The sequence below is a fragment of the Paenibacillus kribbensis genome (genome assembly GCF_001705305.1).
Classification (GTDB): domain Bacteria; phylum Bacillota; class Bacilli; order Paenibacillales; family Paenibacillaceae; genus Paenibacillus; species Paenibacillus kribbensis_B.
The window spans coordinates 74583-101261 of record NZ_MCBP01000008.1; the positions used below are offsets into that span (position 1 = coordinate 74583).

Below are 26679 nucleotides of genomic sequence, written 5' to 3' on the forward strand. Positions count from 1 at the left end.
TACAGTGAATCTTTAAGACATGGAGAGTGACTTCATGATTACAATCTTGGACATACGACAGGACCATGGCGTAGACTGGTACGAAAAGGCTGGTCCAGCTAGTGACAACGGTAACTTCGTGTTCGTTTTGGTTACCTTTGGAAAATGTGTATATTGGGTGAACGATTGCAAGTTCATTCTCAGCAAGGGAGAGGCTCTGATTCTGCCTGGTCATCTGCCTTACTACGGCAAGAGCATCCCTACGCTTTTTCATACCAAGTATGTGATACATTGCCGCAAAACATGTACGGATAACGTACTTCCCATATTGAATACGGACAAGCCGCTGTCGGTCAAGCTCGGATGCTACGATATGCTGCATGAACGAATCAAGTCGATATATTACCAATGGACGGAGCGCCCAAGCTACTATGAGCTGATGGCTGACTGTCTACTGACCGAGACGATGATTTATACCAATCAGGAATGGAACAAAGGCGTCATTTCCAGCGAAAAAGAACGGCATGTGGAGTATATGAAGCAGTATATCCAAAATCATTATCGGGAAAAAGTGACGAAGGAGGAGCTTGGCGACGTCATCCGCAAAACACCCAATTACGCCGCCACATTGCTACGTGAGGTAACACGCCAAACCATCAGCGAGCATGTACATACGCAGCGCATCAAAACGGCCATCTATATGCTGACCGAGTCCCGGCTGACCATTCGTGAAATTTCAGAGTATGTCGGGTATAGTGATGTTTCCTACTTTCATCGAATCTTCAAACGGTTAACAGGCTGCTCCCCGTCCGAATTTTTGGATGAACGCTCTTCGATCGTTTAAAGCGTGTCTCGAACCTGTCTAAGCCATAACAAACCATCACATGTACGCTTTGCAAACCGAACTTTAATCTCTCATTCGTTGTATTCTTACTCGCTGATCATGCGGGGTGGACGGCTGTCAGGCCGGCACCCGGCATGTTTGCTTATGCTCTTTTACGGTTCCGGTCCGCCGACGGGTTTGGTATGATGATCGTATCATGACACAGCGCTGCTGAATGGGAGGATGTATGAATACGTATCTCCGTAGACCGGTTTTGATCGTTTTGCTGTTGGTTCTGTTTACTGCGGCCTGCAGGTCCGGGGATGGGACGCAGTATAAAGTCATCTATTCTTCAGGCATTGATCCGCAGCCCTCAGCCGAAGCTTCCGAAGCGCCTTATGCCTACACGATCGGCATGGTGCCCAAAGCCACCGAGAATTCTTACTTCAATCAAGTGGAGGACGGAGCCCGGGAAGCGGCCAAGGACCTTGGGGTAAAGCTGATCTACGAAGGTTCGCCCGTCGCGGATACGGAGCAGCAGATCCGTTCGATCCGCAATCTGATGGCGAGGGGCGTGGACCTGCTGGCGGTTTCAGCAAATGATTCGCAGAAGCTGGCACCGGCGCTGAAGGAAGCACAGAACCGCCATATCCGGGTTATTACCTGGGATTCGGATGCCGCCAGATATTCCAGGGAGCTGTTCATCAATATGGTCGATCCCGAAACGCTGGGGCGCCATCTTATGGATGCGCTTGCAATGCAAATGGGCGAACAAGGACAGTATGCGATCCTCACCGGAACGGCGGGGGCGTCCAATATGGGCGAGTGGGTGAAATGGATCAAGGTTCAGAACGAGGAATATTATCCGCGTATGACGCTGGTACAGACCGTGGCGACCGACGATGACTCGCAAAAAGCCTACAGCGCCTCGGTCAAGCTGCTGCAGAAGTACCCTCAGCTGAAAGGGATGATCGGCAGCTCTTCCGTGGCGACGCCGGCCGCCGCTCAGGCGGTGCTGGACGGAGGAGCGGCTGGGCGGATTCATATTGTCGGCTTGTCGACACCCAATTTAATGAGACCCTATCTGAATAACGGAACCGTACGGAACGTTACGCTCTGGAGCCCGAAGAAGCTGGGCTACCTGACGATGGTTCTGGCCAACAATCTGCTGGACAGTGTCAGTCCCGTCAACGGGGAAACGATACGCAATGTGGGAGAGATCCGGGTGAAAGATGATACGGTGATTATGGGCGATCCGCTCGATTTTACGAAAGCGAATGTGGACGAATATGATTTTTAGAAGGAAAAGCTTCCGTTTCCGGGATTTTCGGCTCAGCATCAAGTTGATCATCGTCTATATCGTCTTGACGGCTATTCCCATATCCGTACTCGGCGTAATCGCCTACCGGCAGTATACCTCCTCTATCGTCGAGCAGATCGGGGAGTATATGCCGAGGTTTCTGGGTCAGGCCAACCTGATGATCGACCAGCGCATCAAGCAGTTGACGGCTCTTCCGGAACAGCTGTTCAACTCAGACGAAGCGGTTCGCATCCTGCGGAAAGGATCGTATCAGAGCAGTGCAGACCTGAACAATGATAAATATGTCATGAACAAATACATGTCGGCGTCCTATCTGGAAGGAAGCAATCCGGACGTGCTGGGCGTCTTCATTCTATCCAAGAACCGTCTGTTCTCTGCCGCACGGATGGAATATACGGGGATGAACGGGGACGGTCCGCTGATTCCTTACGGACAGGACCTTGATTTGAGGGGCAAAGCAAAAATGCTGCTCTCGACCGACTTCAGCCTCAAATTCCAAAGTGGCGAACCGTTTCTCATCATCATAAAACAGATTGGCGATGTGGAGAACCGGACCGACCTCGGGACGATGTTCATTGCCGTCCGGCTGTCTTTTATTGATGACATTCTGCAGGGATTTGAACAGAGCGAGAACGCCGTCTTTTGGCTGATGAACGATCAGGGAGAGATCTTCTACCATACCGATCGAAGTCTAATCGGGACCTTTGACCGCGAACTGCCGGATTATCCGGTGCACAGCGGAAGCTTCCTGAAGACCTTCTCCGGGGATAGCACGATCATGAGCATTTCTTCGTCCGCCTCGTACGATTGGCTGCTCGTGCACAGCACCCGTCTTCAGGACATGACCCGAAGGTCCGAACTTGTGTGGAAGGTGACCAACTATCTGTTCATCGGGTTCGCGGTCATTACGATCGTCATCTCCATCCTGTTCTCGTTCCGCGTCACGCGTCCGCTGGAGAAGCTGAGCCGACTGATGCGCGAGGTCGAGCGGGGGCGCTTCAACGTCGATCCTGGCATACACACCAAAGACGAGGTCGGCATGCTGGCCAGCAGCTTCTCCTCGATGGTGGCGACGATTCAGGATCTGATCCGGCGGAATGTACAGATCGAGCTGAGCCAGAAGGAAGCCGAGCTGTACGCCCTGCAGTCCCAGATCAATCCCCATTTTATGTACAACACGCTTGAGACGATCAGCATGGCCGTCGAAGAGGGCGAGAAGGAAAATGTGGTCAAAATGGTGGCACTGCTCGGGCGGATGCTTCGCTTTTCGGTATCCAATAAAGCTCGTTTTATTCCCGTAGGAGAGGAGATCGGCCACGTCCGGGATTATCTGACCATCCAAAGCTTCCGGTTTGAGGACCGCCTTTCGTTCGAAGTGATCGATACCGGAGATGCGACTCTCTATACACCGAAATTCATCCTTCAGCCGCTGGTCGAAAATGCCATCAAATACGGCATGGAGGCCAGGCATCGGCTGCACGTCCGTATCGTAATCACCCAGACCGTTGAAAAAGGAAGGTCTGACGCCTGCACTGAGTTCCGGGTGATCGACAACGGTCCCGGCATTCCGGAAGTTAGGCTGGAAGAACTGAACAGCCAGCTAAAGCAGCCGGTGACCGAGCGGAAGGATTCGGGATTCGGCTTGAAAAATGTACATGCGCGCATCCAGTTTATGCTTGGCAAGGAATATGGTTTACGGCTGGAAAGTCAGTACGGCAAGGGTACGACCGTCGTTGTCCGCATTCCGGTGCTTGACCGGGAAGCGACTGACGGACTGCCCGAGTAACCGGAAATCACTTAAGGAGCATATGGCTATGGATACTATCAAAGTGTTGATCGTAGACGACGAGCCCCGGATTTGCCGGGGGGTGGAGCGGCTGGTGACCTCTCTCGGCGAGGAATGGGAAGTCGTTGCCGCTCTGGGGGACGGACAGCAGGCGCTCCGGTATCTGGACAGCTGCGGCGGAGCCGTCGATCTGCTGATTACCGATATCCGGATGCCGGAAATGGACGGATTGACGTTGATCCAAGAGACGCTGAAGAAGTATGAATTTTTCGCCATCGTCCTTACCGGTTACGATGATTTTGAATATGTACAGTCCGCGCTAAGGGGCGGAGCGGCGGATTATATGCTCAAGCCGATCGATCGCGAGCAATTTGCCGTCCGCCTAGAGGAAATGAAGGCAAAAATCGAAGGGCGCAGGCATGAACGGTATCAGCGGATCGACTCCGTCAAAAAGGAAGATCTGCTGAAAAGGACTAGACAGACCCAGGCTCTAGCCTACATTACGGCGGCGGATACGGATATAACCCATCTCGGTTATTGGGTGAACCAGTTTCCCGAGGAGCGGTTTCTGCTGATGTACATCAGCCTGGACTCCAAGCCTGTCAAAGCCCGGGCGTTTGCAGATAAAGACTGGAAGGCATATTTCTACGCGCTTGAGAACATTATTGCCGAAGTGACGGAGAAGTCGCAAGGAGAGATCGGCGGAGCAAGCTGGGTCTGGAAGGGCCAGCATTCGGAGTTCTGGGCCCTGCTGGCTCTCCCGGCGGAAGCCGTGTTTGAAGAGCTGCACTCCAGGGCCGAGGAGGCCGGAGAACGGATCTGTCGATCGGTTAGAAGCTTTACGCCGTTTACCGTTTCGGTCGGTTACGGCGGCTGGATCGAGGATCTGTACCTGCTGCCCATGATCAAAAGGCAGTGCATGGCGGCGGTGCAGCATCGACTGTTGAACGGCGGCAATAAGGTCTTCCGCTTTGAAGGCGCAGCGGAGGAAGGCAGGGAGCGCAACGAGGACGGAGGACTTGCGGCTCTTCTGCAAAAAATCAAACGAAGCATCGAGCAGGCCGAACCGGACCGGACGGAAAGCGTTTGTCGACAGTTGTTCTCGCGGATTGAGGGCTATTCCTCGCCTGCACGAATCAGGGGGGCGGCTGCCAATCTGATGCTGCTGATCCACTCGACGCTGCTGGAGAGCAGAAGCGAGAAAGGCGCCGCCGAGTCGATGGAGAACGCCCTGCAGGCGGTGCAGGAAGCCGTGAATCTCCATGAGCTGCGCCGGGCGGTGGTAACGGAAGCGCGGCGGGCCGCTGAGGCGTTGGCGAAAGCGCGGACAAAGCAGAACATAAAGCCCGTCGAGGCAGCGAAGGCCTGGATTCAGGAAAACCTCGGAAGCAGCCTGACGATCAAGAAAATCGCGGACGCCGTCTACATGAATCCCACTTACTTCTGCGAATACTTCAAGTTACAGACCGGGGAGACCGTACTGGATTATGTGACTCGGATGCGGATGGAACAGGCCAGAAGGCTACTTCAGGACCCGGGGTGCAAGCAGCAGGAGGTCAGCCGCAGAGTGGGCTACCAGGACGTCAAGTATTTCAGCCGGCTGTTCAAGCAGCACTTTGGTCAGCTGCCTTCTCATTACCGGGATTCCCGGCAGCAGGCGCCGAGGGAAGAGCATTGACAAAACCGCAAGACCCGAAAATTGTCTACCCAAACTGAATATCCTCTCCTAACCGGATCGGCGGCACAGCTATATAGTTAGAGATGTAAACGGTAACAACTTTCGGCCGTTTCACGAACGGAAAGGAGCGGATGAAATGATACGCAAGGCATCGATCATGAAGGTTTTTGCAGACTGCCACGAAGAATACCGCAAACGTCACGATGAGCTGTGGCCGGAAATGGGGGAAATGCTGCTCGCGCATGGAGTGTCCACGTATTCCATTTTCCTGGATGCCGGTTCCCATACTTTGTTCGCATACTTGGAGATCGAAGACGAAGAGCTGTGGGCGAAATCCGCCGACACGCCGGTGTGCAGGAAATGGTGGGACTACATGAAGGACATTATGGAGACGAATCCGGATCACAGTCCGGTGTCGATCGAACTGTCGGAGGTCTTTCACCTGGGACATAGACGGCATGCACTTAACGGAGGTGTGCCGCAATGACAACCCAAGCGGTAAACGGCAAAAAATCCGATTTAAAATCGACTGTTACGGTCGCAATGTCCAACTATCTCGAAGCGGGCTCCATTGTTGCGGGAGCGGGCGGACTCTCCCTGTGGGTCGAGTATTTGAACCTGAACGACGTCAAGGTCGGACTGCTGGGAGCGTTGAGCGCCAACGGTTTTGGCTCGGCCATCGGCGCCCTGATCGGTGGCTATCTGGTCGATAAATACGGAAGAAAGCTGATCTACAAATATGACCTTCTCGTCTACATGCTCGGCGTACTGCTCGTCGCTCTGTCCTTCAACTTCCCGATGCTGCTGGCCGGCTATATCATCACAGGGGTAGCGGTCGGTGCCGCCATTCCCGCGGCTTGGACCTACATTTCCGAAGAAGCCCCGGCGGACGCACGCGCGTCACGGGTCGGCTATGGCCAGCTGGCCTGGTCGATTGGTCCCGCCATTTCGCTGCTGCTCTCGGTTGCGTTGGCTCCGCTCGGTCTTTTGGGCAGCCGGATCATCTTTGGCCAGCTGTTTGTCATCGCGCTGATCACCTGGATCATGCAGCAGCAGATTAACGAGAGCAAGATTTGGGAAGAAGAGAAGGCGAAGGAAGTCAAGCTGCAGGCCAAGGGACACGCTGCGAAGAGCTCCGTCAAGGAATTGTTCACGAACAAGGCCAACCTGAAAGCGATCATCCTGCTGCTCGGCATCTACTGCTTCTGGAATCTGGTTGCCGGGGTTATGGGTTATTTCATGCCTTATATTTATCAGAAAGTCGGCGGGCTTACCGCAGCAGAGGCCAATCTTCTCCAGGCGTTCCTCTGGGTGCTAACTGTTGCATCCACCTACTTCGTCTTTATAAAGCTGGGGGACAAAGCGAACCGCAAGGTCCTTTTCGGCATCGGCGCTTTTATGGGCATTGCGGCCTGGCTTGTTCTGGCCTTCGGCGGCATGGGCTTCGCCGAACTGATAATTTTCGTCATCCTGTGGGGCGTGGCGGCCGGCTTCGGCGCCCAGGCCTTCTATGGACTGTGGGCCGGAGAGCTGTTCCATACGAAGTACCGGGCCAAAGCGCAGGGCTTCCTGTTCAGCGTAGCCCGCGTGGCGGTCGGTCTGATCTCGCTGGTGGTGCCTACGATGCTGTCCTCCGTCGGCTTCAAGATGTCGGGGCTGATCATGATCGGCTTCCTGCTGGTATCGGCTCTAATCGGCATCCTGATGGCTCCGGAGACGAGAGGCAAGACGCTGGAAGAAATCCAGCTTGAACGATACGGTGATGAGGCCGTAAAGGAAACAGAACGGAATATCGTCGCGCCAGTGGCTAACAGCAGGTATGAAAACCCAGTCAAGAGGCAGTGACATGAACCCAAGTACAATCACAAGTTACTATACCAAATATCAGAACCCCTGTGTTCATTGGATCTGGCGTTCCTGGTGAAGGAACTGGTCGGCAAATATTTCACATAGTTCAACGGATACGGAAATGAAGCTGCATCTATCACAAAAACGGCCGCCCCGCTTGGATACCTTCTCTCCCAGCCCTTGTTCAAAAGGACGAGAGCGCTCCAAAGTAGGGCGACCGTTACAGTTCATTCATACCGTATGCGTACTTATTCCTGCCACCTGAGTGGTGTTAATTGGAGGAGTCTGCTGTTTTGACTTCCTCCAGCATTTTATCGTTATAGCCGAACATCCAGGTCAGGACAAACGCTACAGCCATAGCAGCCAAGTTCGCCAAAATGTAAAGCGGAAGCTGATGGTTCATGTAGAGCAACGTGCCCGGAATGACTGTAATGGCCATACCTGTTGCCGCCAAATGGAAGATGGAGGCGATGAAGCCGCCAACTGCCCCGCCGACTAGGCCCATAACAAAAGGCTTCATATATCTCAGGTTAACACCGAAAATAGCCGGCTCGGTGATTCCCAGAAAAGCAGACAGCGAGGAAGGAAGTGCCAACGCTTTCAGCTTGGCGTTCTTCGTTTTTAGTCCAACTGCCAGACAAGCGGCTCCTTGGGCAGCCATGGCGCAGGTAATGATCGCGTTGAATGCGTTTACGCCATTCTTTTCAAGCAGTTGGATTTCCAGAAAATTAAATATATGATGCACACCCGTAACGACGACAATTTGATGCAGGAAGCCGATGACAATCCCTGCAATACCGAAAGGCAAATCAAGCACAAACGTCGTTCCGTGCAGCACCCATTCTTCGAAGGAATGGAAAATCGGACCGATGGCAAACAGCCCGAGTGTAATCATGATCAACAGTGTTAAAAACGGTGTAAGAATCAGATCCAGCGCTTCTGGCACCCGTTTGCGCAGCGCCCGCTCCAGCTTGGCTCCGATCAAGCCCACGAAGAAGGCTGGCAATACCGAGCCCTGATAGCCAACCACAGGAATGAATCCGAACATCGTCAGGGGCTGGGCTGAACCGTCGGCAACACCATAAGCGTTGGGCAGGGCCGGGTTCACCAGCATCAGACCGAGAACGATCCCCAGCACCGGACTACCGCCGAATACTCTAAAGGCTGACCAGGCGACCAGCGCAGGCAGAAAAGCAAAGGCCGTATCCGTTAATACCTGGGTAAACAATAGAAAATTGGGTGAAATGTCCTTGGGCGTCATGCCCAGCAGAGCGAGAATTTGCGGCTGGGTGAGCAAGCCACGAAGTCCCATGAACAGCCCTGTAGCGACCAGCACAGGAATAATCGGTACAAACACGTCGCCAAAGGTACGAATGGAGCGTTGGAAGACGTTGCCTTCCTTTTTCGCCTGACTTTTCACCTCTTCTTTCGATGATCCGGTCACGCCAAGCTTTTCAACCTCTTCAAAAATCCGATTTACGGTCCCTGTACCAAAAATAATCTGATATTGACCTGAATTAAAGAAAGCACCCTTGACCTTGTCGATCTCCTCAACCTTTTTCTGATCAATCTTCTCCTTGTTATGCACCATAATCCGCAGACGTGTCGCACAGTGGGCAAAGGAAGCAATGTTTTCCTTCCCACCAATCGCTTCAATCACTTCTTTGGCAATTTCCCGGTTTTCTGCCATGATGTTCATCCTCTCGTTCATTCCGTTATGTTATTGATGATTAACGATCCACTTGGTGAATTAGCCTACTCAGTAAAATCCCATTTTACTGCTTGGAAGAGCACCTCTCCCTTGTCAGCAAAAAAGTGTATTTCGTCACTCTCTGGGTGCGGAAAAATACGACTGGTGAACACCTCTTCCCCATCATTGACGAAAATCTCAACCGAAGACGTATCTACAAACAAATGAAGCTTGATATGGTCTTCATTCCATGCACACTGCCGTACCTCACCATACGAAGGGGCCACGGGCTCGCCCGATTGTGAACGGTCCAGTACAAGCTTACGGCTGACGGCATCATATTTAATCACCGTTCTCTCAGTTGCACTCGCGCGGAATTCAATACCAAACGCCTTGGCGCTCAAAAGATCAACCTCACAAATCAGCTCATAGGCCGTACCCCTGAAGCCCTCATAGGTTTTTCTCTCTGACGATAACGTGTCAGCCACCCGATCCTCACGCTTTCTACGCAGCGCAGTCAGCTCAGGGATGGGTCGCTGCAAGAGTTTCCCCTCATGAAGCGTAAGCTCCCTCGGTAGTGTCAGGCAATGAGCCCATCCGTTCGGGTCTGTCGGAGAGTCAATATCCGGCAATCCCATCCATGCCACCATAATACGCCGCCCCTGCGGATCAATCATCGTTTGTGGCGCATAGAAGTCAAAGCCTCTATCCAACTCGCGGAACGCCCCATGCTCCAATGTCCTTGTACCGGTATTCAGCGGCTTGCCGATGATGTACCCCGATTGATAAATATTGTGGTATTCATCCCCTGAAGGCTTTAGGCCTTGAGGAGAAAAGACCAGTACACCCGAGCCATCCAATTCAAAATAGTCCGGGCATTCCCACATGTAGCCAAACGACTCCAATCCTGTGCGTATTTCTCCCTCAAACCACCAGGTGCGGAGATCAGCTGATCGATAAAGGACGACGCAACCTGTTGCATCCGTTCTTTGGGCACCAATCACACAGTAAAAGCCGTCGCCGTCCTTCCACAGCTTGGGATCACGAAAATGGTCTGTGTACCCTTCCGGAACATTGGAAATGACAGGATGCTCCCATTTTGTAATGAGACCGCTCTCATCCATAACAGCCATACATTGATACGGATGTCTGATCCAGTGTTCATCCCGTGTATTTCCCGTATACAGCAAATATAGCTTGCCCTCATGCTCCAATCCGCTGCCCGAATAGGCCCCATGTGAATCAAAGGTATCTCCCGGTTCGATGCCAATGCCTGCATTGTCCCATGTCACCAAATCTTTGGACTTCAAGTGATACCAGTACTTCATCCCATGATCGGTTCCTAAAGGGAACCACTGATAGAACAAATGGTATTCACCCTGATAATAGGAAAATCCATTAGGGTCATTGAGCAAGCCTGTTGGTGGCTGAATATGAAACGTCTGCCGCCAATGGCATTGCTTGACCTTCTCCTCCAGGCTGGCTATTTCACCTGGCTCTGCCTGTTCAATAAGCCGATACTTCTGTTCATTTGTCATTTTCATAGATGTACCTCATTTTTATTAGAACTTCCATAACGGGAACCGGTTCCAACACATTGAAAAAAATTATACCGGAACCGGTTCCGATTCATTTAAAAAAATATACTCATCCATGGATTTGCAACCGATTCCATCTGTGCCCGAATGCTATGGAACCGGTTTCGAAGAAATTATAATCCACTTATTCAGCGTTTGTCAACGCTTTCTCTTTTAATAAGAGAATAATTCATGACTGTCACTTGCTCTACCGGTTTATGCTCTACCAGCCGCATAATATTTTGTGCCGCTACACGTCCAGCCTCCATATACGGGTATTGTACGGTTGTTAGCGCAGGGTGAATGACTTCCGTAATATCGTATCCCCCGAAGCCGGTCACCGATAATTCCGACGGGATGGCAATCCCTCTGGAATAAGCCGCATTGATCACGCCAAGGGCAATATTATCCGTAGCACACACCATTAACGACGGCTTGAACTGATCTAAGATTGCAGATGCAGCAATCCGTGCATCGGCCATCTTAAATCCGGTTTCATAGTATCTGATATCATAGCCAGCAGCCAGCAGCGCCTCGTCGCTATGAGACCCCGCAGGCAATGCATCCCGAACAGCCTGCCTAAAGCCCTCTTTGCGCTGTACGCCAACAGCAACATCCTTCTCCGTAACACCGACGTAGGCGATTTCACGGTGTCCCTGCGAAAGAACATACGCGCCGATATCATAGCCCGCATGGTAGTCGTCATGGATCAGGCTATGAATCTGCCCATGCTGCTGGCCCACCAGCAACACCGGAATACGAATGTCACGAATCGCGGTCAGATGGTCGTCGGTAATTTGAGCAGCCAGCAAAATGATGCCGGAAATCTTTTGCCGCCCCAGCTCATAGAGGGCTTCGATTTCACGCTTTACATCCTGGCTCGTATTGGAGATCAGCATCTGATAATGACGGGAACGCAGCTCCTCATCAATCCCCATCAGCGTATGAGATGTCGCAAAGGAATCCAGGCGTGGCACAACGGTTCCGATAATGTTGGTCCGCTTCGCCTTTAGGCTCTGGGCAAAGGTATTGGGCACATAGCCCGTTGCCTTGACCACCTTTTCAATTTTACGTCTCGTATCCACACTTACAGCCCCGCCGTTCAAATAACGGGATACCGTGCTCTTGGCCACACCGGCCATGTGGGCTATATCTGCAATTGTCTTATTCATGAGGCCCTCCGGGGTGTTATTATTTTCACAAGCTTCCAAACCGTCTCTTTTTCCATAATTCTATCATAGCATATGGCGGGGTTGGAATGCTGTGGCTCCATAATCATCATGGACAAAAACGCCGCTCCTTTCAACGAAGAAAGAAACGGCGTCTTATCATGAACTGAATTTAAAAGTCGAAATTATCCGGATCAGGACCTACCCGAAGATTGGCATTTAACGCCTGAATTCGCTCCATATCCTCATTGGCTAATTCAAAATCAAAGATGTCGGCATTTTCGATAATCCGATGTGCCTTGGTAGACTTGGGAATGGTGACAACTCCCTGTTGTACATCCCAGCGTAAAATCACTTGGGCCACCGATTTACCATACTTGCTCGCTATGTCTTGCAGCACCGGGTGATCAAGCAACTGGCCCTGCATAAGCGGGGACCAGGCTTCCATTTGAATGCTGTTTTTTTGACAGAATTGCAGCAGCTCTACCTGCGTTAATTGCGGGTGAAATTCCACCTGATTGACCATGGGCTTAATCTCTGCATCCTTCATGAGGTCTTCCAAATGATGAATCTGGAAGTTGCTGACTCCGATCGCCTTGATCCGTCCTTCTTTATACAAGGACTCCAAAGCTCTCCAGGCTTCCTTATACTTCCCTTGGACCGGCCAATGAATCAGATACAAATCCAGATAATCCAGACCCAGCTTATCCAGGCTTGCCTCATAGGCTACCCGTGTCTCCTCATAGCCTAAATTTGCATTCCACACCTTGGACGTGACAAACAGCTCTTCTCTGGACAGGTTATTCTCCTGAAGAGCTTCCTGAATGGCCTGTCCTACACTTGTTTCATTCGCATAGATTGCAGCTGTATCTATACTACGGTAGCCATGCTTTACAGCAGCCTTTACAGCATCGACCAGTTCCGACCCTTCCTCCACTTTAAATACCCCGATGCCAAACCAAGGCATACGAACTCCGTTGTGCAGCGTTGTTGTGCTTTGCAAATTTTGAGTCATTCTGTATCTCCCTCTCTATTTTTTTAAAAGCTTTAAGACTAATGCCTATTATAAATACAATCATAATCCACAGCAGCAGCGTTTTACGGGGAACACTTATAGAAGTCTTTGACCAGCAGATGTTATTATGAATTATTCAAGCAAATATGAACAGTACGTACTTTTCAGTAATATAGTTACCAAAAAGTACCCTTAAATCAAGGACCATTAGATCAGAACAGGCTGTCAAGGTATGTATAACAGAAAGCGGCACACACGGAGGGATCATCATTGGAAAAGAAAAAAAGTATTTTGGATGCCCTTTGTGCCTGGGGAGAAAGGCATATTATTAAAGAGTATGGAGATAAATCGGCTGTTTTGGAGGATAACATTCTGAACAAGCTGTAGAGTAAAATAAGCGCCCGCAATAAATCAGCAGGCGCTTACGCGCTTGGAAAGCTCCATTCCAATCTGTACTTATGGAGCTGTGATCGGCATCATTTTATTTCGTAAAATCAATGACCATGCGCCCCTGGATTTTGCCATTCTCCATCTCGTCGAAGATATGATTAATGTCTTCAAGCGGACGTTTTTGTACAAAAGGGATGACTTTACCTTCTGCAGCGAACTGGAACGCTTCTTTAAGGTCTTCACGAGTGCCGACCAAGGAGCCGATCACTTGAATGCCGTCCAGAACCAGACGCGGAATGTCCAGATCCATCTTATCGGTTGGAAGACCTACAGCTACAACACGCGCGCCAGCCTTCACAACGTCGATTGCCTGGTTGAAAGGTGTTTTGGCAACAGCAGTAATCACGGTTGCATCCAGACCAGCACCGTTCGTTAACTCCTTAGCCCGGGCTACCGGATCTTCTTTGAGGCTGTTAACGACATAGTCGGCACCGACTTTTTTGGCCAGTTCGAGTTTTTCATCACTGATGTCAAAGGCTACAACTTTGGCATTGAACACGTTTTTTGCGTATTGTACTGCCAGGTTGCCCAAGCCGCCAATGCCGAAGATACCGATCCATTGTCCTGGTCTGACTTCACTTACTTTCACTGCTTTATATGTTGTAACCCCTGCGCAAGTTACACTGCTTGCAGCGGCAGGGTCAAGATTATCTGGTACTTTGACCGCGTAGTCAGCTGTGACAATACATTGTTCTGCCATTGCACCGTCTACCGTGTATCCTGCATTTTTAACTTCACGGCACAGCGTTTCCCGCCCGGATAAGCAATATTCGCAGTGACCGCAGCTTTCGAACATCCAGGCAATACTTACGCGATCACCAATTTTAAGACTGGTTACTCCTTCACCTAATTCAATGACTTTTCCAATGCCTTCATGCCCCAAAACCCTTCCTGTGACATCACCGAAATCTGCATTTTTTACATGTAAATCTGTGTGGCAAACCCCGCAATATTCCACTTGGACTAACGCTTCTCCATGTTTCAGGGAACGTAAAGGTTTCTCTTCGACACTGACTCTTTTGTCTTTTGTAACAACTGCTGCTTTCATGTGATCTCTCCTTTAATGGCTATATGGATTATTTTGGAAATGCACACTTCATTATTATAGTAATTTTCCCCAAGGAGAACAAATATATATCTCAACCTTTTTCCTGAGTCCTTGTACCCTTGCAGGAGCTTTGTACAATAATCTACAATGTAAAAAGTTTCACATACTACCTGGAAGAAGGATAACGAGCCATGAAAAAAAACTGGAAAGGCTGCTTATTCAGCATGCTTGCCGTTCTCTTGGGCGTGTGGATAACAGGATGCAATTCTCAGCCCGCGGCTTCGAGTACCACCAGCACCTCCACTTCAGCTCCAGCAGCTAACAATGTACATGCGGTCGTTCAGGAAAGTCCGCACTGGTCCTATGAGGGAAATGAGGGACCCGAGCATTGGGGAGAGCTGGAAAAAGATTTTGCCGCTTGTGGTAACGGCCAGGAACAATCGCCTGTCAATATAGAGTATACCCGTCTGGAAGCTTCGCAAACGCAGCAACCGATACAGGTTCACTACACCAATACGAAAGTATCCATACTCAATAATGGACACACCGTTCAAATCAATGCAGCCAGCCCCAGCAATTATATTGTACTGGACGGTACTAAATTTACTTTAAAGCAGTTCCATTTTCATCACCCCAGTGAACACCAAATAGATGGGAAAAATGCCGATATGGAGCTGCATTTCGTTCATCAGAGCGACAACGGCAGCACAGCCGTCTTAGGCGTACTCATTCAAAACGGCAATGAAAATAAAGCTTTTAGCCGTATTTGGTCCAAACTGCCAACAGATGTTTCCAAGGAAGCGGCTCTGGAGGAGGAAATCAATCTCGCGGCTCTTCTGCCGAAGGATCTGCACTCGGTTCGCTACAACGGATCTCTGACCACCCCGCCATGCACAGAGCATGTGAACTGGACCGTGCTGGAGCAGCCTATTGAAATGTCGGCGGACCAAATTAGTCAGTTCGCTACCCTTTTTCCCGATAACCATCGTCCTGTACAAGAACTGGGGACGCGTAAACTGACTGCCGATAAATAATGCAACCAAGTGCCTTAGTAAATACGCGTCCTATACTTGAACACAACCAAGAAGCCTCCTCTGTTCATCTAGTTAGAGGGGGCTTCCTGGTATAAAAGTTGCTGCCTCGCTACAAACGCACCAGTTCCTCCACCTTTACCGGCTGACCTGTACGAATAGAGCGGTTGGCGGCGATGCCTGTTAAAATGGACCATGCGCCGTCGATATGTGAAGCTGCACGATGAAAACGATCCTCTGCCGGCTTATCAAAAATATCGTGCAGCATGACCGGATCACCTCCGCCATGCCCCCCTACGCCTTCCTCTACTTCGACCTCATAAGGTGCTGAAAAGTGAGGATAAACCGTGATGGTCTTCTCTTTTAACGCCCCTTCATCCGCCTTGCTGCCACCGGAATTAACATAGGATTGCTCGGACACCCGAACCTCCATTCGCCCCTTGGTGCCGTTAAATACGATGATAAAGCCCTCCCAAGGCATGTAAGCATTCAGCGAGTAGTTCATCACCGCCTTGTTCTTGTACTTCACCATGACACTAAGTGTGTCCTCGATGCTGATATTGTCGCCAAATACGCTCTGATCGCGTATATAGCCATCCTCATGCTCCGCATCCAGATACATGCTCTTCAGATGCTCGTTACGGTCCAGATGCAGCGCAAAAGGGTCAGTTTCCGCCGCCTTGCTGCCGTAAGCCCGTTGGTAGAACTCCGTCACGCCGCGCTGCTCGGCATTTTCCCGGCCGTAAAATTTCAAATCGCCCATCGCATATACCGTCTCCGGCTTGGAGCCGAGCCAAAAGTTCATCAGGTCAAAATGATGCGTCGATTTATGCACCAGCAGACCGCCGCTATTGCGCTTATCCCGGTGCCACCGACGGAAATAATCCGCACCATGCTGTGTGTTCAGCAGCCATTCGAAATTGACCGACAAGACATCACCAAGCGTCCCGTCCATAATAATCTCGCGGATTTTCGTATTATGCGGCGCATAGCGGTAGTTAAAGGTGACGCGCAGCTTGCGTCCGGTGCGGTCTATGGCGTCCAAAATATCCTGGCATTTGTCCTCATCCACCGTCATCGGCTTCTCGGAAATGACATCACAGCCCAGTTCCATCGCCCGGATAATATACCGATGATGTACCCGGTCAACGGTCGTGACGATCACGATATCCGGCTTCGTTTCCGCGATCATCCGGTCGAATTCTTGGGCTTTATAGGTCGGAATCGGCTCATGGTCGTATTTCTCCTGCAGCAGCCGGTTGGCATAATCCATTCTCGTCTGATTGACATCACAGAACGCGATCAGCTCCGAGGTATCTTTGAAAACGGTAACAACTTCACCGTAAAAAAATTCGGCTCTGCCTCCGGTGCCCACAAGTGCATATTTGATTTTAGCCAATTAGTTCACACCCTTTACATGAATTGCTTTTATTTTATAGTATAAAAAAGAGCAAAATCTTCGCTTTTATTGTGAATTTATTCAAAAAGTATACATATATTATCCTCATGTATTTTTTCATTAAAGGAGACTGTCAATATGATCGCCACCCCCCGTTTTGCCATCGAGCAAGCGCTACGGACGGTACCGTTCAGCATGTCCGCCGACCATGTCCACCAAGCGCATGAAATCTACTATCTGCTGGCAGGAGAACGCTACTACTACATTAATCAGCGGGTATACGCGCTACAGAAGGGTGATTTGATTTGGATCAGCAAACACGATTTTCACCGTACGAGCAACAAGGGAAGCGGCAGCCACGAGCGAATTTTGATCAATTTCGATGAATCGTTTGTAGCCACGCCTATGCCTGTCGCTCCATCCAGCGACCATAACCCGCTTCTTCTGCCTGAGAAAAGCTTTCTGCTGCGACCTTCGGCGGAGGAACAACGCGAGTTGGAGCACCTGTTCCGGCAAATGCTGGATGAATACCATCAAGAGCACGCATACCGCCATATATATCTCCAAAGCTTGCTGCTTCAGCTGCTTATCCGAATAAGGCGCATACAATCCGCCTCTCCCGATACTATTGCACCGGAACGCAGCGAGAAGCAGCAGCGAGTATATTCGATCATTGAATACCTGCATGCCCACTATGCCGAGAAACTGTCGCTGGATCAACTGGCAGGGCATTTTTATATTAGCAGCACGTATTTGTGCCGTATTTTCAAGCAAACCACAGGCTTTACCTTAATAGAGTATCTCCAGGATGTCCGGGTACAGCAGGCACGGGCGTATCTGAGAGAAACAAACTGGAAAGTGACTGCCATTGCTGAAAAAACGGGCTTTGACAGCATCGCTCACTTTGGCCGTGTATTCAAGCAATACACCGGGCATACCCCGTTACAGTATCGGAAAAAGCACCAAAAGGAGCAGGGAAACGGACGATAGCGCGTGAAAGAAACAGAAAAGCATCCTGCAACGAGTGGTCGCGATAACCGTCTCCACTTTACGCCCGCATTCCGCCACGTCGCTTTCTCGGCATATTTTTTACAAACACGAAAATCGGTTTCCCGGGCCTCATATAATGGGGATGACGATAACAAGGAGGGAGCAGAGAATGGGCCAAAACATTACCGGAATCCGCGAGGAGATCCGCCGGCTGTCCGGCGAGCTCATCCAATGGCAGCAGCCGGACGGCACCTGGCGTTTTTGTTTCGAAAACGGGACGATGCTCGACGCATACGCGATCATTCTTTTTCGCACGTTAAACGCGGAGAATGAGGACCTGATCCGGGGGCTGCATGACCGCATCCTTGCCGCGCAGCAACCTGAAGGCTGCTGGAGGTGGTATAAGGACGAGGAAGGAGGCAATCTTTCCGCGACGGTCGAAGCGTATTACGCGTTGTTGTACTCCGGGTACAGTCAGCCAAAGGACGAATCGGTTCAGCGGGCAAAGCAATACATTCTGGACCGGGGCGGGATCGGAAAAGCGGCGAGCCTACTGACCAGAACGCTACTGGCTGCGACCGGGCAAAGGAAATGGCCCGCCTCGCTTTCGCTCATTCCGATTGAAATGCTGCTGCTGCCTTCCTCTTTACCGCTCAGTTTTTTTGATTTTTCCGCCTATTCCCGCGTCCATCTGGTCCCGCTGCTTATTATGGCCGATCGGGATTTTTCCGTTAAAACCGCCCATACTCCCGATTTAAGCGAGCTTTATACCAACCGAAGCCCAGCCGAGGAGCCGCTTTCCCGGAAAAACCGCGAGCTGCTGAAGTATATCCAGTCCGCACTCGGCCATCTGGTCGGCACACCGCAGCGAATCCATCAAGCGGCGGTAAAAAAGGCAGAGCAGTATATGCTGGAACGGATTGAGGGAGACGGAACCCTGTACACGTACGCCAGCAGCACCGTGCTGATGGTGTTCGCGCTGCTGGCCCTCGGATACGACCCGCAGCATCCGGTGATCACGCATGCGGTTGACGGCTTGTCCGCCATGTGCTGCAAGACTGGCGGATACACCACCATCCAAAACTCCCCCTCCACCGTCTGGGATACCGCCCTACTGGCCTATGCGCTGCAGGAAGCCGGAATGAGCGCCGGGCATCCCGCGATGCAAAAAGCTGCCGCCTATTTGCGGTCCAAGCAGCATCGCAAAGCCGGAGATTGGCGGATTCACAATCCCGGTGCCGCCCCCGGCGGCTGGGGGTTTTCCGACACCAATACGATCATCCCCGACGTCGACGACTCCACAGCCGCCCTTCGCGCCATCCACAGCCTGTCCGAACACGATCCCGCTTATCTCGAATCCTGGAACCGCGGCCTAAACTGGGTGATATCGATGCAAAACGACGACGGTGGCTGGCCTGCCTTTGAAAAAAACACCAACAAGGAAATGCTCACCTGGCTGGCAATCGAAGGGGCGAAATCAGCGGCCACCGATCCGTCGGAGGCGGATCTTACCGGTCGAGCGCTGGAGTACCTGGGGAATTTCGCCAAGCTCGGCGTCCGGCACGGCTTTATCCAACGCGGGGCCGACTGGCTGACCAGCCATCAGCAGCCGGACGGTTCATGGTACGGCCACTGGGGGATATGCTACATTTACGGGACTTGGGCGGCGCTAACGGGCCTGAAGGCAGTGGGGCTTCCTTCCGATCATGCCGCTGTAACCAAAGGGACGGATTGGCTGCTTGCCATCCAAAACGCGGACGGTGGCTGGGGGGAATCGTGCCGCAGCGATCAGGTGGATCGTTATGTGCCGCTTTACGCCAGCACGCCTTCGCAAACGGCCTGGGCGCTCGACGCGCTGATCGCGGTGCACGACCGGCCTACGCCCGAGATCGAGCGAGGTGCCGCCAGATTGATCGAACTGCTGCACGAAGACGGCTGGGCAAACGCGTATCCGACCGGTGCCGGTTTACCGGGGTATTTTTACGTCCACTATCACAGCTACCGGTACATCTGGCCACTTCTGGCGCTGGGCCATTATGTCAAGAAATACGGGGACATATTCCCCCCGCCGCAAACATATATATTCAGTAGAAGTTGAGGCGCCAAAGCGAAAGGAAAGGCAGGGGACGACCGTGGCGGTTTCTTATATGGATTTTACTTCACCTTCCGCACAATTTGCGTATGACTTGAGAAACAACCCGGCATTCATAAAAGACGAACGCAATTACTTTAACCTATTGTCCATCAAACAGCTGAATACGTTAGGGAACATGTCGATGCTGGACACTTACCTGGACAAGGGCAACGCCATCGAACCGCATTACCACCAAAACGCTTCGGAACTCGTTTATTGCATCTCGGGCGAAATCATCGTTTCCATCATTAATCCGTTCACTAAGGAACTTCGGCATTATGCCATCCGGCCCGGTCAGACGGCCAGCGTGCCCCAAGGTTGGTGGCATTATGACACCGCCGCCGTCGACGGGACGCATTTTTTGGCGATTTTCGACGCACCGATCCCCGAGATCATTCCCGCTTCCGACATGCTGCGGTTAACGCCGGCCGAAGTATTCGCGCATGTCTATTGCCTTGATGAAGCCAAAGTAAAAGAGGCTTTTGCCCCGCTGAATCAAACCGTGATCATCGGGCCGCCAAAAGGCTGTCAAAAGGCAACTCAGAGCGCTCACTATCAGCCGCAGCCTAATCCTGCCTTCAGCGCCCATTCCCCCTATAACCAGGGCTATGGCCTTCGCCCGTACCAGCAAAGCGACGGCAACCCGCAGCGGCCGCAGGCCATCGGAAACGGCTGGGCGCATTTGTATCATAACGGGCCTTGATCGGTCGAGACATCCCGCACACGAATCGAGTAGGAGGGAGCGGCTAGCCCAATGTTGAATACAGCAGCGGCAGTAGTGAAAAACATTACAGGCCCACAAGCTGGGGGACGATGAATAGATAGCCCCACAGTGCTTGATGCTTGGTCTGCATCTGGTCACCTTCCTCCCCGGTCACGGCTGTATCCCGTGCCTACTTGACCGCCTTGGATATGATCTGACTCAGCTTCTCTATCGTTGCCGCAGCATCCTGCTTGCCGAGGAACATCAGGTCCATCGTCTCCGCGATATCCGAATTTAAGCCAGGTATCCGGGCATCATAGGCCAGTGCAGAGCCATGTGCATGCCCTCTGTCGCGTCCTTCGGTCAAATAGCTGGAATGCTCAATCGTCGCCTTTTTCATAATGCTCTCATCTGCGGCGGCAAGCGTCCCCATGGCATTCCCGCCTTCAACCAGCCGCGCCTCCTGCCCCTTCACAGAAACGTAGAATGCCGCCAGCTTCATGGCCTCTTGCAGATGCGGACTGTTTTTGTTCACGGCTACATAGGCAACCGGTATGGCGACAGGTTCATTTTTGCCTGTGTTCGAGGGCCAGTAAATATAATCAAAATCGAGGCTTTTATTTTGACTGAACAAGGGCTCCAGCCATCTTCCCGCCGCCCGCATGCCGACCTGATTGGACATGAACATCGCATCTGCCCCCTGCCCCTTGGGAAGCGAACCGAGGTATACCGCATTTCCCTTGTTCACCATATCGTACATGAAGCGGAATGCTTCTTTGCCCTTTTCATTATGATCCAGTACGTATTTGCCTTGTTCATCAAAAATTCGGCCGCCATTGGACCACACCCATGAATACCAGTGAGCCCACCAGTTTTCGGCAATATAGCCTTGCTTTCCAGCAGCCTTCAGCTTCGATGTGACTTCCTCAAAGGCATCCCAGTTCCACTTGCCTTCGTCATCATATTCCTGCGGTGTCTTCACACCTGCTTCTTTAAAGACTTTTTTGTTGTAATACATCACCATCGGATTCGAGTCAGGAGTGACCCCATAGATTTCCCCATCACACTTCGCCGGGCCCCACAATCCTTCTGGAAAATCCTCGGCCTTCACATCGCTCGCATCACTTTTTAGAAATTCACCCAAAGGCTGTACCTGCTTCGACCCAATCAAACGCGCCATCGTCGGTTCATACGCATAAAAGACATCCGGACCGCGACTTTCCTGAAGCTGTGTCAGCAGCTTTTGCTCATATTGGTCTCCCGGTACAAGCACCAGCTTAACCTCAATATTCGGGTTTACCTTTTCAAATGCATCCAATGCCCGCTGGTACACCTTCACCTCCGCAGGATTACCCCAGACTTGCAAGGTCAGCCGCACTTTTTTACCTTCTGTGCTCTCCAGCTTGGGAGAGGTACTGCATGCCGCTGCCAGTAAAAACAGAACGCTGAGAAAAAAACCAATTTTTATCCAGCTCATGTAATTGTCCATCGTAACCGCCTCCTGTAGCTTCGCATAGTTGTATGCCACGCTATTTTAAAACGCTTACAAAAATGTTCCCTATCATCATATGTAGAAGGAAGAGACGCGATATCCTCAATATCATTTATGTATAAATTTTTTTCTTTCCTACGGGATATGTGTGCAGATTATAACGTAAAAGGTGGTTTCAGATAAGCTTCCGATCGCTACCTTATTTTAGCATTTTTTCAGCTGAGATATCCTTGGCTGGGACAAGCCAAGGATTGCAGCGTATTCTATTTGTTTTAAACCGGAGTATTGCTCAATGACCTCCTTTAGCTTCTCAACTAGATGCTGTGTTGAGAGACTCGGCTTTTTAGGTACTTTACGAACAATGTTAATTATAGGCTTATATGGTCTAATTGCTGACTCGCTATTTTTATTGTTCTTCATTTGATCAATGCAATTAGAACAAATAAAATAATCTTTAAAATAAGATAATTTATCTATAGTACCGCACATACAACAAGCAGATCCGGTGAATTTGCGAAATGCTAAAGTTCCAATCTCATCATCTAGGAAAAATTCGATATGATCCCCTTCGTTTAAATCTCTCATTACTCGTATTTCTTTGGGAATAACAATACGCCCTAATGAGTCTAATGGTCGTATTATACCGATACTTTCCAAAGCTAAACCCTCCTTCTTTTATAGGTTCATAATACCAGAAGAAATAGAAGAAAAAATGTTATGTCTATAAAAAGTAATTCTATTGAATACATATGAAAACATTACAAATGTTGGTATAATAATTCCAGCAGCGCTCAATACCATTTGATTGTGTAGTTTCCGTTTTAAAATGATTGATATCCTACTTTATTTAAAAGGGGTGGTTTATTTTGTCCAATACAACCACGATACTCGCAGAGATGACGAAGTACATGAATGAAAATAGTTTAAACATTACCGAGTTAGCTAGAGTGTCAAAAATGAACCCTGGTACGATCAGTGGACTCGTTAATGGAAACCGTAAGTTTTCTGTCTATCAATTGGATCAAATAACAGAAGCAATGGGACACCCTATCGGCTATTATTATGAACGCTATACCTCCGAGTATTTGGCTGACTCTACACCTAATTGGCGTAGAATGAGTCCGTTTTTGGAGAATTGTGCAAAGTTGAATAAATTGGATTGCATACAAAAAGTTGTAGATTTGTTATTGGATAAGTTAGGATATGCTACTCCATTATTTGAGCTTGCTGAACAATTTTTTGAAGGCGGTTTGTATGAAGCGGCTGCTATACTTTATGAAAATGTGGCTCTAACTGAGAATAAACAACACTCAGAGCGCTTGGCTATATGTCAGTACCGCCTGTTTCAGAGCAGGCAAGGGGATGACCAAGTGAAGAGCTATGAAGCTGCTGTCCAGTTTGAAACTTACGTTTATCGTCTTGAGGAATCTTACCAACTCGAAGCGTTGAAAGATTTAGTGAACACATATCGCACATTGCGCAAGTGGGAGAAGGTACATAGATTCGCTAAAACATTAGGGAATTTAGCCGAAGCACAAATGAATCCGGAACGTAAACACCAAAATGTAGAGGAAGATACCTTAAAGAACCAGAGCTCACCTCCTACGTTTGCTTACTGGGCGTATTCCCACTTACTCCAGGCAGAGGTTTGTTACGTCAAAAAAGACTATGAGCAGGCTCTTAAACATAATTATGCATACTCAGATCTTAACTGGGTGAAGGAAACCGATGAAAGCTCCTTGAAGTGGAAGCATAATTATGAAACGTGGGCAAAAGCTAATATTTATGTCAATAAGCTGATGTCTGGCCAAGCAAGTGTGCTTCCTGACTATGTAGCTTATTTTTCGTCAAGGAAAGATGAAATACTTACCGCATTAGATAACATTATTGATGCAGCTAACCAATACAATATAAATGTAGATGATATACTTATGCAGTTTGAACCAGAGATATTATCACTTCTGGAGGAACAAAAAGGTGGTGGCGTTTACAATCAACAATTTATCACAGAACGCTTTACTCATTTCACGAAACAGTTGGCTATTTACTTTTTACGGAAAGAGATGTATTCAAAGGGCTTTACATTTTTATTAAAATGTTTGGAAAAATCTACCGAAATTAATAATAAGTCATATATACTAGAAAATATGAGACTGTTTGAGTCTTTTAGAGAGAACACATCATTTGAGACAAAAGCAGCCAGGTGGACGGACATGAAGAATAACTTAGCTTTGACCTTGTTGATGTATTATTGACGATAGTGATTCCTCCCTTCCCATATCAAGGTAATGGGAATAATTATGAGCCGACAGGAAACCATGGGGGCATGTGAAGGATCTTTATTGTAACAAATATCCCATAAAAAGACCTGCTTTTAGGAGCAGGTTTTTTTATGATTGATACAAGAAATATACCAAACTATTATTTTTTGTAAACTCATACATACCTCTCTAAACTGAAAACATGAAAAGGAGGGGTATATTATGATAAGAGACGACATTTTGTGTCAAAAGCTGGAGAAAGCTCGTCAAAAGCTGTATGTTTTACAAGCAAAATATGGCTTCGGCCATGCCAGTGTTCTTAGACAGTCTGTAATTCTGGATAACCTCATAAATCAATATAACCACCGTTTTTATGTAAGAGATAAAAATCCGATTGCTTAAATATAACCGATTGGGCGAGAAACTTGTGATGAGGTCGCTCGCCCATTTATTGAACACTTGTCTTACTTGGGGGGATCTATTTCAGTCGTCTTACTTTTAAGGAGAGAGGCATAAGTTGGTGAAATCTTCAGTAGCTGTGCATAGGTTTTCATGGAAGCACCAGGATATTGTTTCATGAGGTTTAGCAGGAGCTTAACCATTTCTGCATCAGATAAATTTTGAATATCTTCTGATGTAGAAGGCAGCTGATTTTCTGCGATTGGGTTACCTTTGAGGCTATTTATACAGTAGATACATACATAAGATTTTTTGAATCGAATTAGTTGTTTGTTTTCCCCGCATAGGAGACATGATTCACTTTCTGATCTACACATAACAATAGCGCTTTCAGTTATGAAAAACTCCATTTCTGTGTTCTTGTTGAGGCCCAATCGATTTCTTATTTCCACTGGGATTACAACTCTCCCTAGGCTATCTAAATTTCTTTTCATTGCCGCATCATTCAACGTGTTCACTCCTTCAATTCATATGATCCTTATTTTAAAAAATATAGTAATATATGCCTTGAGTGAGTGAAATTTTATAAACGAAAGGATGAATCTGGTAATATAATACTTTAGTATCAATTTACATTTTATTTCAAAAAAATATACAAATGATTCCTTATCTATGTTACCGTTGTAAGGCGGTTAAAATTAATTTAAGGGGTGGTGTGATGCAAATGTGTTAAAGTGATCCTTTCTTTCGAAAAAGAAAGTAATTAGAAAATTTGGTAGATGGTAATGTGAAAAAAACTGCTAAAGGCTGTTGCAAATCTGTGTGTCGTATTTTCATCTTTTGTCCTACATTGAATATGCTAGCCGTTATACCTAAGCTGTTCCCTGTTACCATAATTTCGAAACATCTAAGAACTTTCAAAAAAATTTCAAGGAGGATTAGTCATTGAAGAAAAAAAATGTTATTTCGGGGTTATTGTCGTTATTTATGTTCTTTAGTTTATTAACGTCAGTGGGTGCTCAAGCAAGCAATGAAATCGATCAGGGGATTATTCCTGCATTGTCCGATGCCTCATCTGTTAGCGAGAGTGCACTTGATGAGCACTTGCAAGAAATGGGATTTGATACAACCGAAATTTCTACTTTGCCAATTGACATGAAAAGAGATATTTCTTCTAAAGACGGTAAAAAGGTAGCTGCTCAAGAATTGGACACTACTGTTACTATTACTGATGAAGAAGGAAATACAGTAACTGACCGAGCTGCTATTAATCAGCTTGCTGCAAGTTCGACTCCTAATATTTCCGGTTATGCTGTGTACTCAGGCACATCTAACAACGGAAGAGAAAGAATCTATCAAGTTTATGCTACTTATAGATGGGCTAGCAGTCCATTTAATTTTTACACAGATAATCTAGCAATGGCTTGGCAGTCTAATGCTACTCCTACAGGTACTCCAAATGGACAACATTCTGTGGGAGGGAATACTTATTCGAATCCAGTTGATAAAGAAGAAGTCAGCGGTACAGCTTGGCTGGTAGATATAAAAGCTGGCGGGAACACTACAGTTCAAAGTGGCTGGGGACGTCAAGAATTAAGATATGCGACTTCGTCCCAAGGGATTAATACAGCTATTGCAGTAGGATATTCACATAGAACCCTGCCTACATTCACTACAGACATTAGTTTAAGCTATGGAGTTGTCTCCTTTAGTGGAAATGGCAAAGCTGACTATTATGGTCGCTTTAATTTTACGATTTAAAAGTTTTTAGAATCATAACGAATAAATCCCCCAATCATTCATAGAATGGTTGGAGGATTTATTATTACGAACTAAACATAGCTTCAGCCTTTAATTGGGTTTATTATATAAGGATAATCATGAAT

The 26679-nt window shown here is 48.9% G+C and carries 22 protein-coding genes and 1 pseudogene; 14 read left to right on the forward strand and 9 right to left on the reverse strand.

From position 1 onward, the window contains the following. The first annotated feature begins 34 nt into the window (after nucleotides 1–34). From BAZ21_RS15685 to BAZ21_RS15710, 6 genes are all read left to right on the forward strand, one after another. On the forward strand, nucleotides 35–823 hold the full coding sequence (locus BAZ21_RS15685; protein WP_068502504.1) for a helix-turn-helix domain-containing protein: 789 nt from the start codon (nucleotides 35–37) through the stop codon (nucleotides 821–823). 226 nt (nucleotides 824–1049) lie between these two features. Next, nucleotides 1050–2102 carry an autoinducer 2 ABC transporter substrate-binding protein gene (locus BAZ21_RS15690; RefSeq protein WP_068502507.1) on the forward strand — a complete coding sequence of 351 codons (1053 nt, stop codon included), beginning with the start codon at nucleotides 1050–1052 and terminating at the stop codon, nucleotides 2100–2102. Between the two features lie 43 nt (nucleotides 2103–2145). After that, on the forward strand, nucleotides 2146–3909 hold the full coding sequence (locus tag BAZ21_RS15695) for a sensor histidine kinase (protein WP_256021310.1): 1764 nt from the start codon (nucleotides 2146–2148) through the stop codon (nucleotides 3907–3909). Between the two features lie 28 nt (nucleotides 3910–3937). Further along, nucleotides 3938–5587 (forward strand): response regulator transcription factor, encoded by a 1650-nt coding sequence (locus tag BAZ21_RS15700; RefSeq protein WP_068502512.1) that lies wholly within the window; start codon nucleotides 3938–3940, stop codon nucleotides 5585–5587. A gap of 136 nt (nucleotides 5588–5723) precedes the next feature. After that, nucleotides 5724–6074, forward strand: coding sequence for an L-rhamnose mutarotase (gene rhaM / locus BAZ21_RS15705; RefSeq protein ID WP_068502515.1), 351 nt, complete (start codon nucleotides 5724–5726; stop codon nucleotides 6072–6074). Next, nucleotides 6071–7432, forward strand: a complete 1362-nt coding sequence (locus BAZ21_RS15710) for an MFS transporter (RefSeq protein ID WP_068502519.1) — start codon at nucleotides 6071–6073, stop codon at nucleotides 7430–7432. Before rhaM ends, BAZ21_RS15710 begins: the two co-directional genes overlap by 4 nt. 274 nt (nucleotides 7433–7706) lie before the next feature. Here the strand turns inward: BAZ21_RS15710 and BAZ21_RS15715 are convergent, their stop codons facing one another. The 4 genes from BAZ21_RS15715 to BAZ21_RS15730 form a co-directional block, all read right to left on the reverse strand. Continuing rightward, a complete protein-coding gene (locus tag BAZ21_RS15715; protein ID WP_084011687.1) occupies nucleotides 7707–9125 on the reverse strand; it encodes a sucrose-specific PTS transporter subunit IIBC in 1419 nt (472 codons plus the stop codon). A gap of 65 nt (nucleotides 9126–9190) precedes the next feature. Beyond that, entirely contained in the window at nucleotides 9191–10669 is a 1479-nt protein-coding gene (locus BAZ21_RS15720; RefSeq protein ID WP_068502525.1) for a glycoside hydrolase family 32 protein, read from the reverse strand. Between the two features lie 182 nt (nucleotides 10670–10851). Further along, entirely contained in the window at nucleotides 10852–11874 is a 1023-nt protein-coding gene (locus tag BAZ21_RS15725; protein ID WP_068502528.1) for a LacI family DNA-binding transcriptional regulator, read from the reverse strand. 169 nt (nucleotides 11875–12043) lie between these two features. Further along, nucleotides 12044–12886 (reverse strand): aldo/keto reductase, encoded by an 843-nt coding sequence (locus BAZ21_RS15730; RefSeq protein ID WP_068502531.1) that lies wholly within the window; start codon nucleotides 12884–12886, stop codon nucleotides 12044–12046. A gap of 282 nt (nucleotides 12887–13168) precedes the next feature. Between BAZ21_RS15730 and BAZ21_RS28560 the strand changes: the two are divergent. Next, nucleotides 13169–13273 (forward strand): annotated as a pseudogene (locus BAZ21_RS28560) (winged helix-turn-helix transcriptional regulator); the annotation flags it as partial. Nucleotides 13274–13367: 94 nt separating this feature from the next. On the opposite strand, the gene adhP reads toward BAZ21_RS28560, so the two are convergent. Then, nucleotides 13368–14384, reverse strand: a complete 1017-nt coding sequence (adhP, locus tag BAZ21_RS15735; protein WP_068502534.1) for an alcohol dehydrogenase AdhP — start codon at nucleotides 14382–14384, stop codon at nucleotides 13368–13370. A gap of 191 nt (nucleotides 14385–14575) precedes the next feature. On the opposite strand from adhP, the gene BAZ21_RS15740 reads away from it, so the two are divergent. Further along, on the forward strand, nucleotides 14576–15418 hold the full coding sequence (locus tag BAZ21_RS15740) for a carbonic anhydrase (RefSeq protein WP_068502537.1): 843 nt from the start codon (nucleotides 14576–14578) through the stop codon (nucleotides 15416–15418). 109 nt (nucleotides 15419–15527) lie between these two features. On the opposite strand, the gene BAZ21_RS15745 is transcribed toward BAZ21_RS15740, so the two are convergent. Then, nucleotides 15528–16814, reverse strand: a complete 1287-nt coding sequence (locus tag BAZ21_RS15745) for a Gfo/Idh/MocA family oxidoreductase (protein ID WP_068502539.1) — start codon at nucleotides 16812–16814, stop codon at nucleotides 15528–15530. Nucleotides 16815–16952: 138 nt separating this feature from the next. Here BAZ21_RS15745 and BAZ21_RS15750 point away from each other — a divergent pair, with 138 nt between their 5' ends. The 3 genes from BAZ21_RS15750 to BAZ21_RS15760 all read left to right on the forward strand — a co-directional run bounded on the left by BAZ21_RS15750 (nucleotide 16953) and on the right by BAZ21_RS15760 (nucleotide 20641). Beyond that, nucleotides 16953–17804 carry a helix-turn-helix transcriptional regulator gene (locus BAZ21_RS15750; RefSeq protein ID WP_068502541.1) on the forward strand — a complete coding sequence of 284 codons (852 nt, stop codon included), beginning with the start codon at nucleotides 16953–16955 and terminating at the stop codon, nucleotides 17802–17804. Between the two features lie 169 nt (nucleotides 17805–17973). Beyond that, nucleotides 17974–19902 (forward strand): squalene--hopene cyclase, encoded by a 1929-nt coding sequence (shc, locus tag BAZ21_RS15755; RefSeq protein WP_084011689.1) that lies wholly within the window; start codon nucleotides 17974–17976, stop codon nucleotides 19900–19902. A 34-nt stretch (nucleotides 19903–19936) separates the two neighbouring features. Next, entirely contained in the window at nucleotides 19937–20641 is a 705-nt protein-coding gene (locus BAZ21_RS15760) for a cupin domain-containing protein (protein WP_068502543.1), read from the forward strand. A gap of 190 nt (nucleotides 20642–20831) precedes the next feature. Here the strand turns inward: BAZ21_RS15760 and BAZ21_RS15765 are convergent, their stop codons facing one another. Together BAZ21_RS15765 and BAZ21_RS15770 are read right to left on the reverse strand one after the other, a co-directional pair. Further along, nucleotides 20832–22130, reverse strand: coding sequence for an ABC transporter substrate-binding protein (locus BAZ21_RS15765; protein ID WP_068502545.1), 1299 nt, complete (start codon nucleotides 22128–22130; stop codon nucleotides 20832–20834). A gap of 207 nt (nucleotides 22131–22337) precedes the next feature. Then, complete coding sequence (locus BAZ21_RS15770) at nucleotides 22338–22790, reverse strand: hypothetical protein (RefSeq protein ID WP_068502547.1); 453 nt, start codon at nucleotides 22788–22790, stop codon at nucleotides 22338–22340. A gap of 209 nt (nucleotides 22791–22999) precedes the next feature. Here BAZ21_RS15770 and BAZ21_RS15775 point away from each other — a divergent pair, with 209 nt between their 5' ends. Continuing rightward, complete coding sequence (locus BAZ21_RS15775) at nucleotides 23000–24388, forward strand: transcriptional regulator (protein ID WP_084011691.1); 1389 nt, start codon at nucleotides 23000–23002, stop codon at nucleotides 24386–24388. Nucleotides 24389–24616: 228 nt separating this feature from the next. Further along, on the forward strand, nucleotides 24617–24796 hold the full coding sequence (locus BAZ21_RS15780; protein WP_068502557.1) for an aspartyl-phosphate phosphatase Spo0E family protein: 180 nt from the start codon (nucleotides 24617–24619) through the stop codon (nucleotides 24794–24796). 62 nt (nucleotides 24797–24858) lie between these two features. Here the strand turns inward: BAZ21_RS15780 and BAZ21_RS15785 are convergent, their stop codons facing one another. Then, nucleotides 24859–25302 (reverse strand): AbrB/MazE/SpoVT family DNA-binding domain-containing protein, encoded by a 444-nt coding sequence (locus BAZ21_RS15785; protein WP_068502559.1) that lies wholly within the window; start codon nucleotides 25300–25302, stop codon nucleotides 24859–24861. Nucleotides 25303–25738: 436 nt separating this feature from the next. On the opposite strand from BAZ21_RS15785, the gene BAZ21_RS15790 reads away from it, so the two are divergent. Continuing rightward, a complete protein-coding gene (locus tag BAZ21_RS15790) occupies nucleotides 25739–26554 on the forward strand; it encodes a hypothetical protein (RefSeq protein WP_068502561.1) in 816 nt (271 codons plus the stop codon). Nucleotides 26555–26679: the final 125 nt, after the last annotated feature.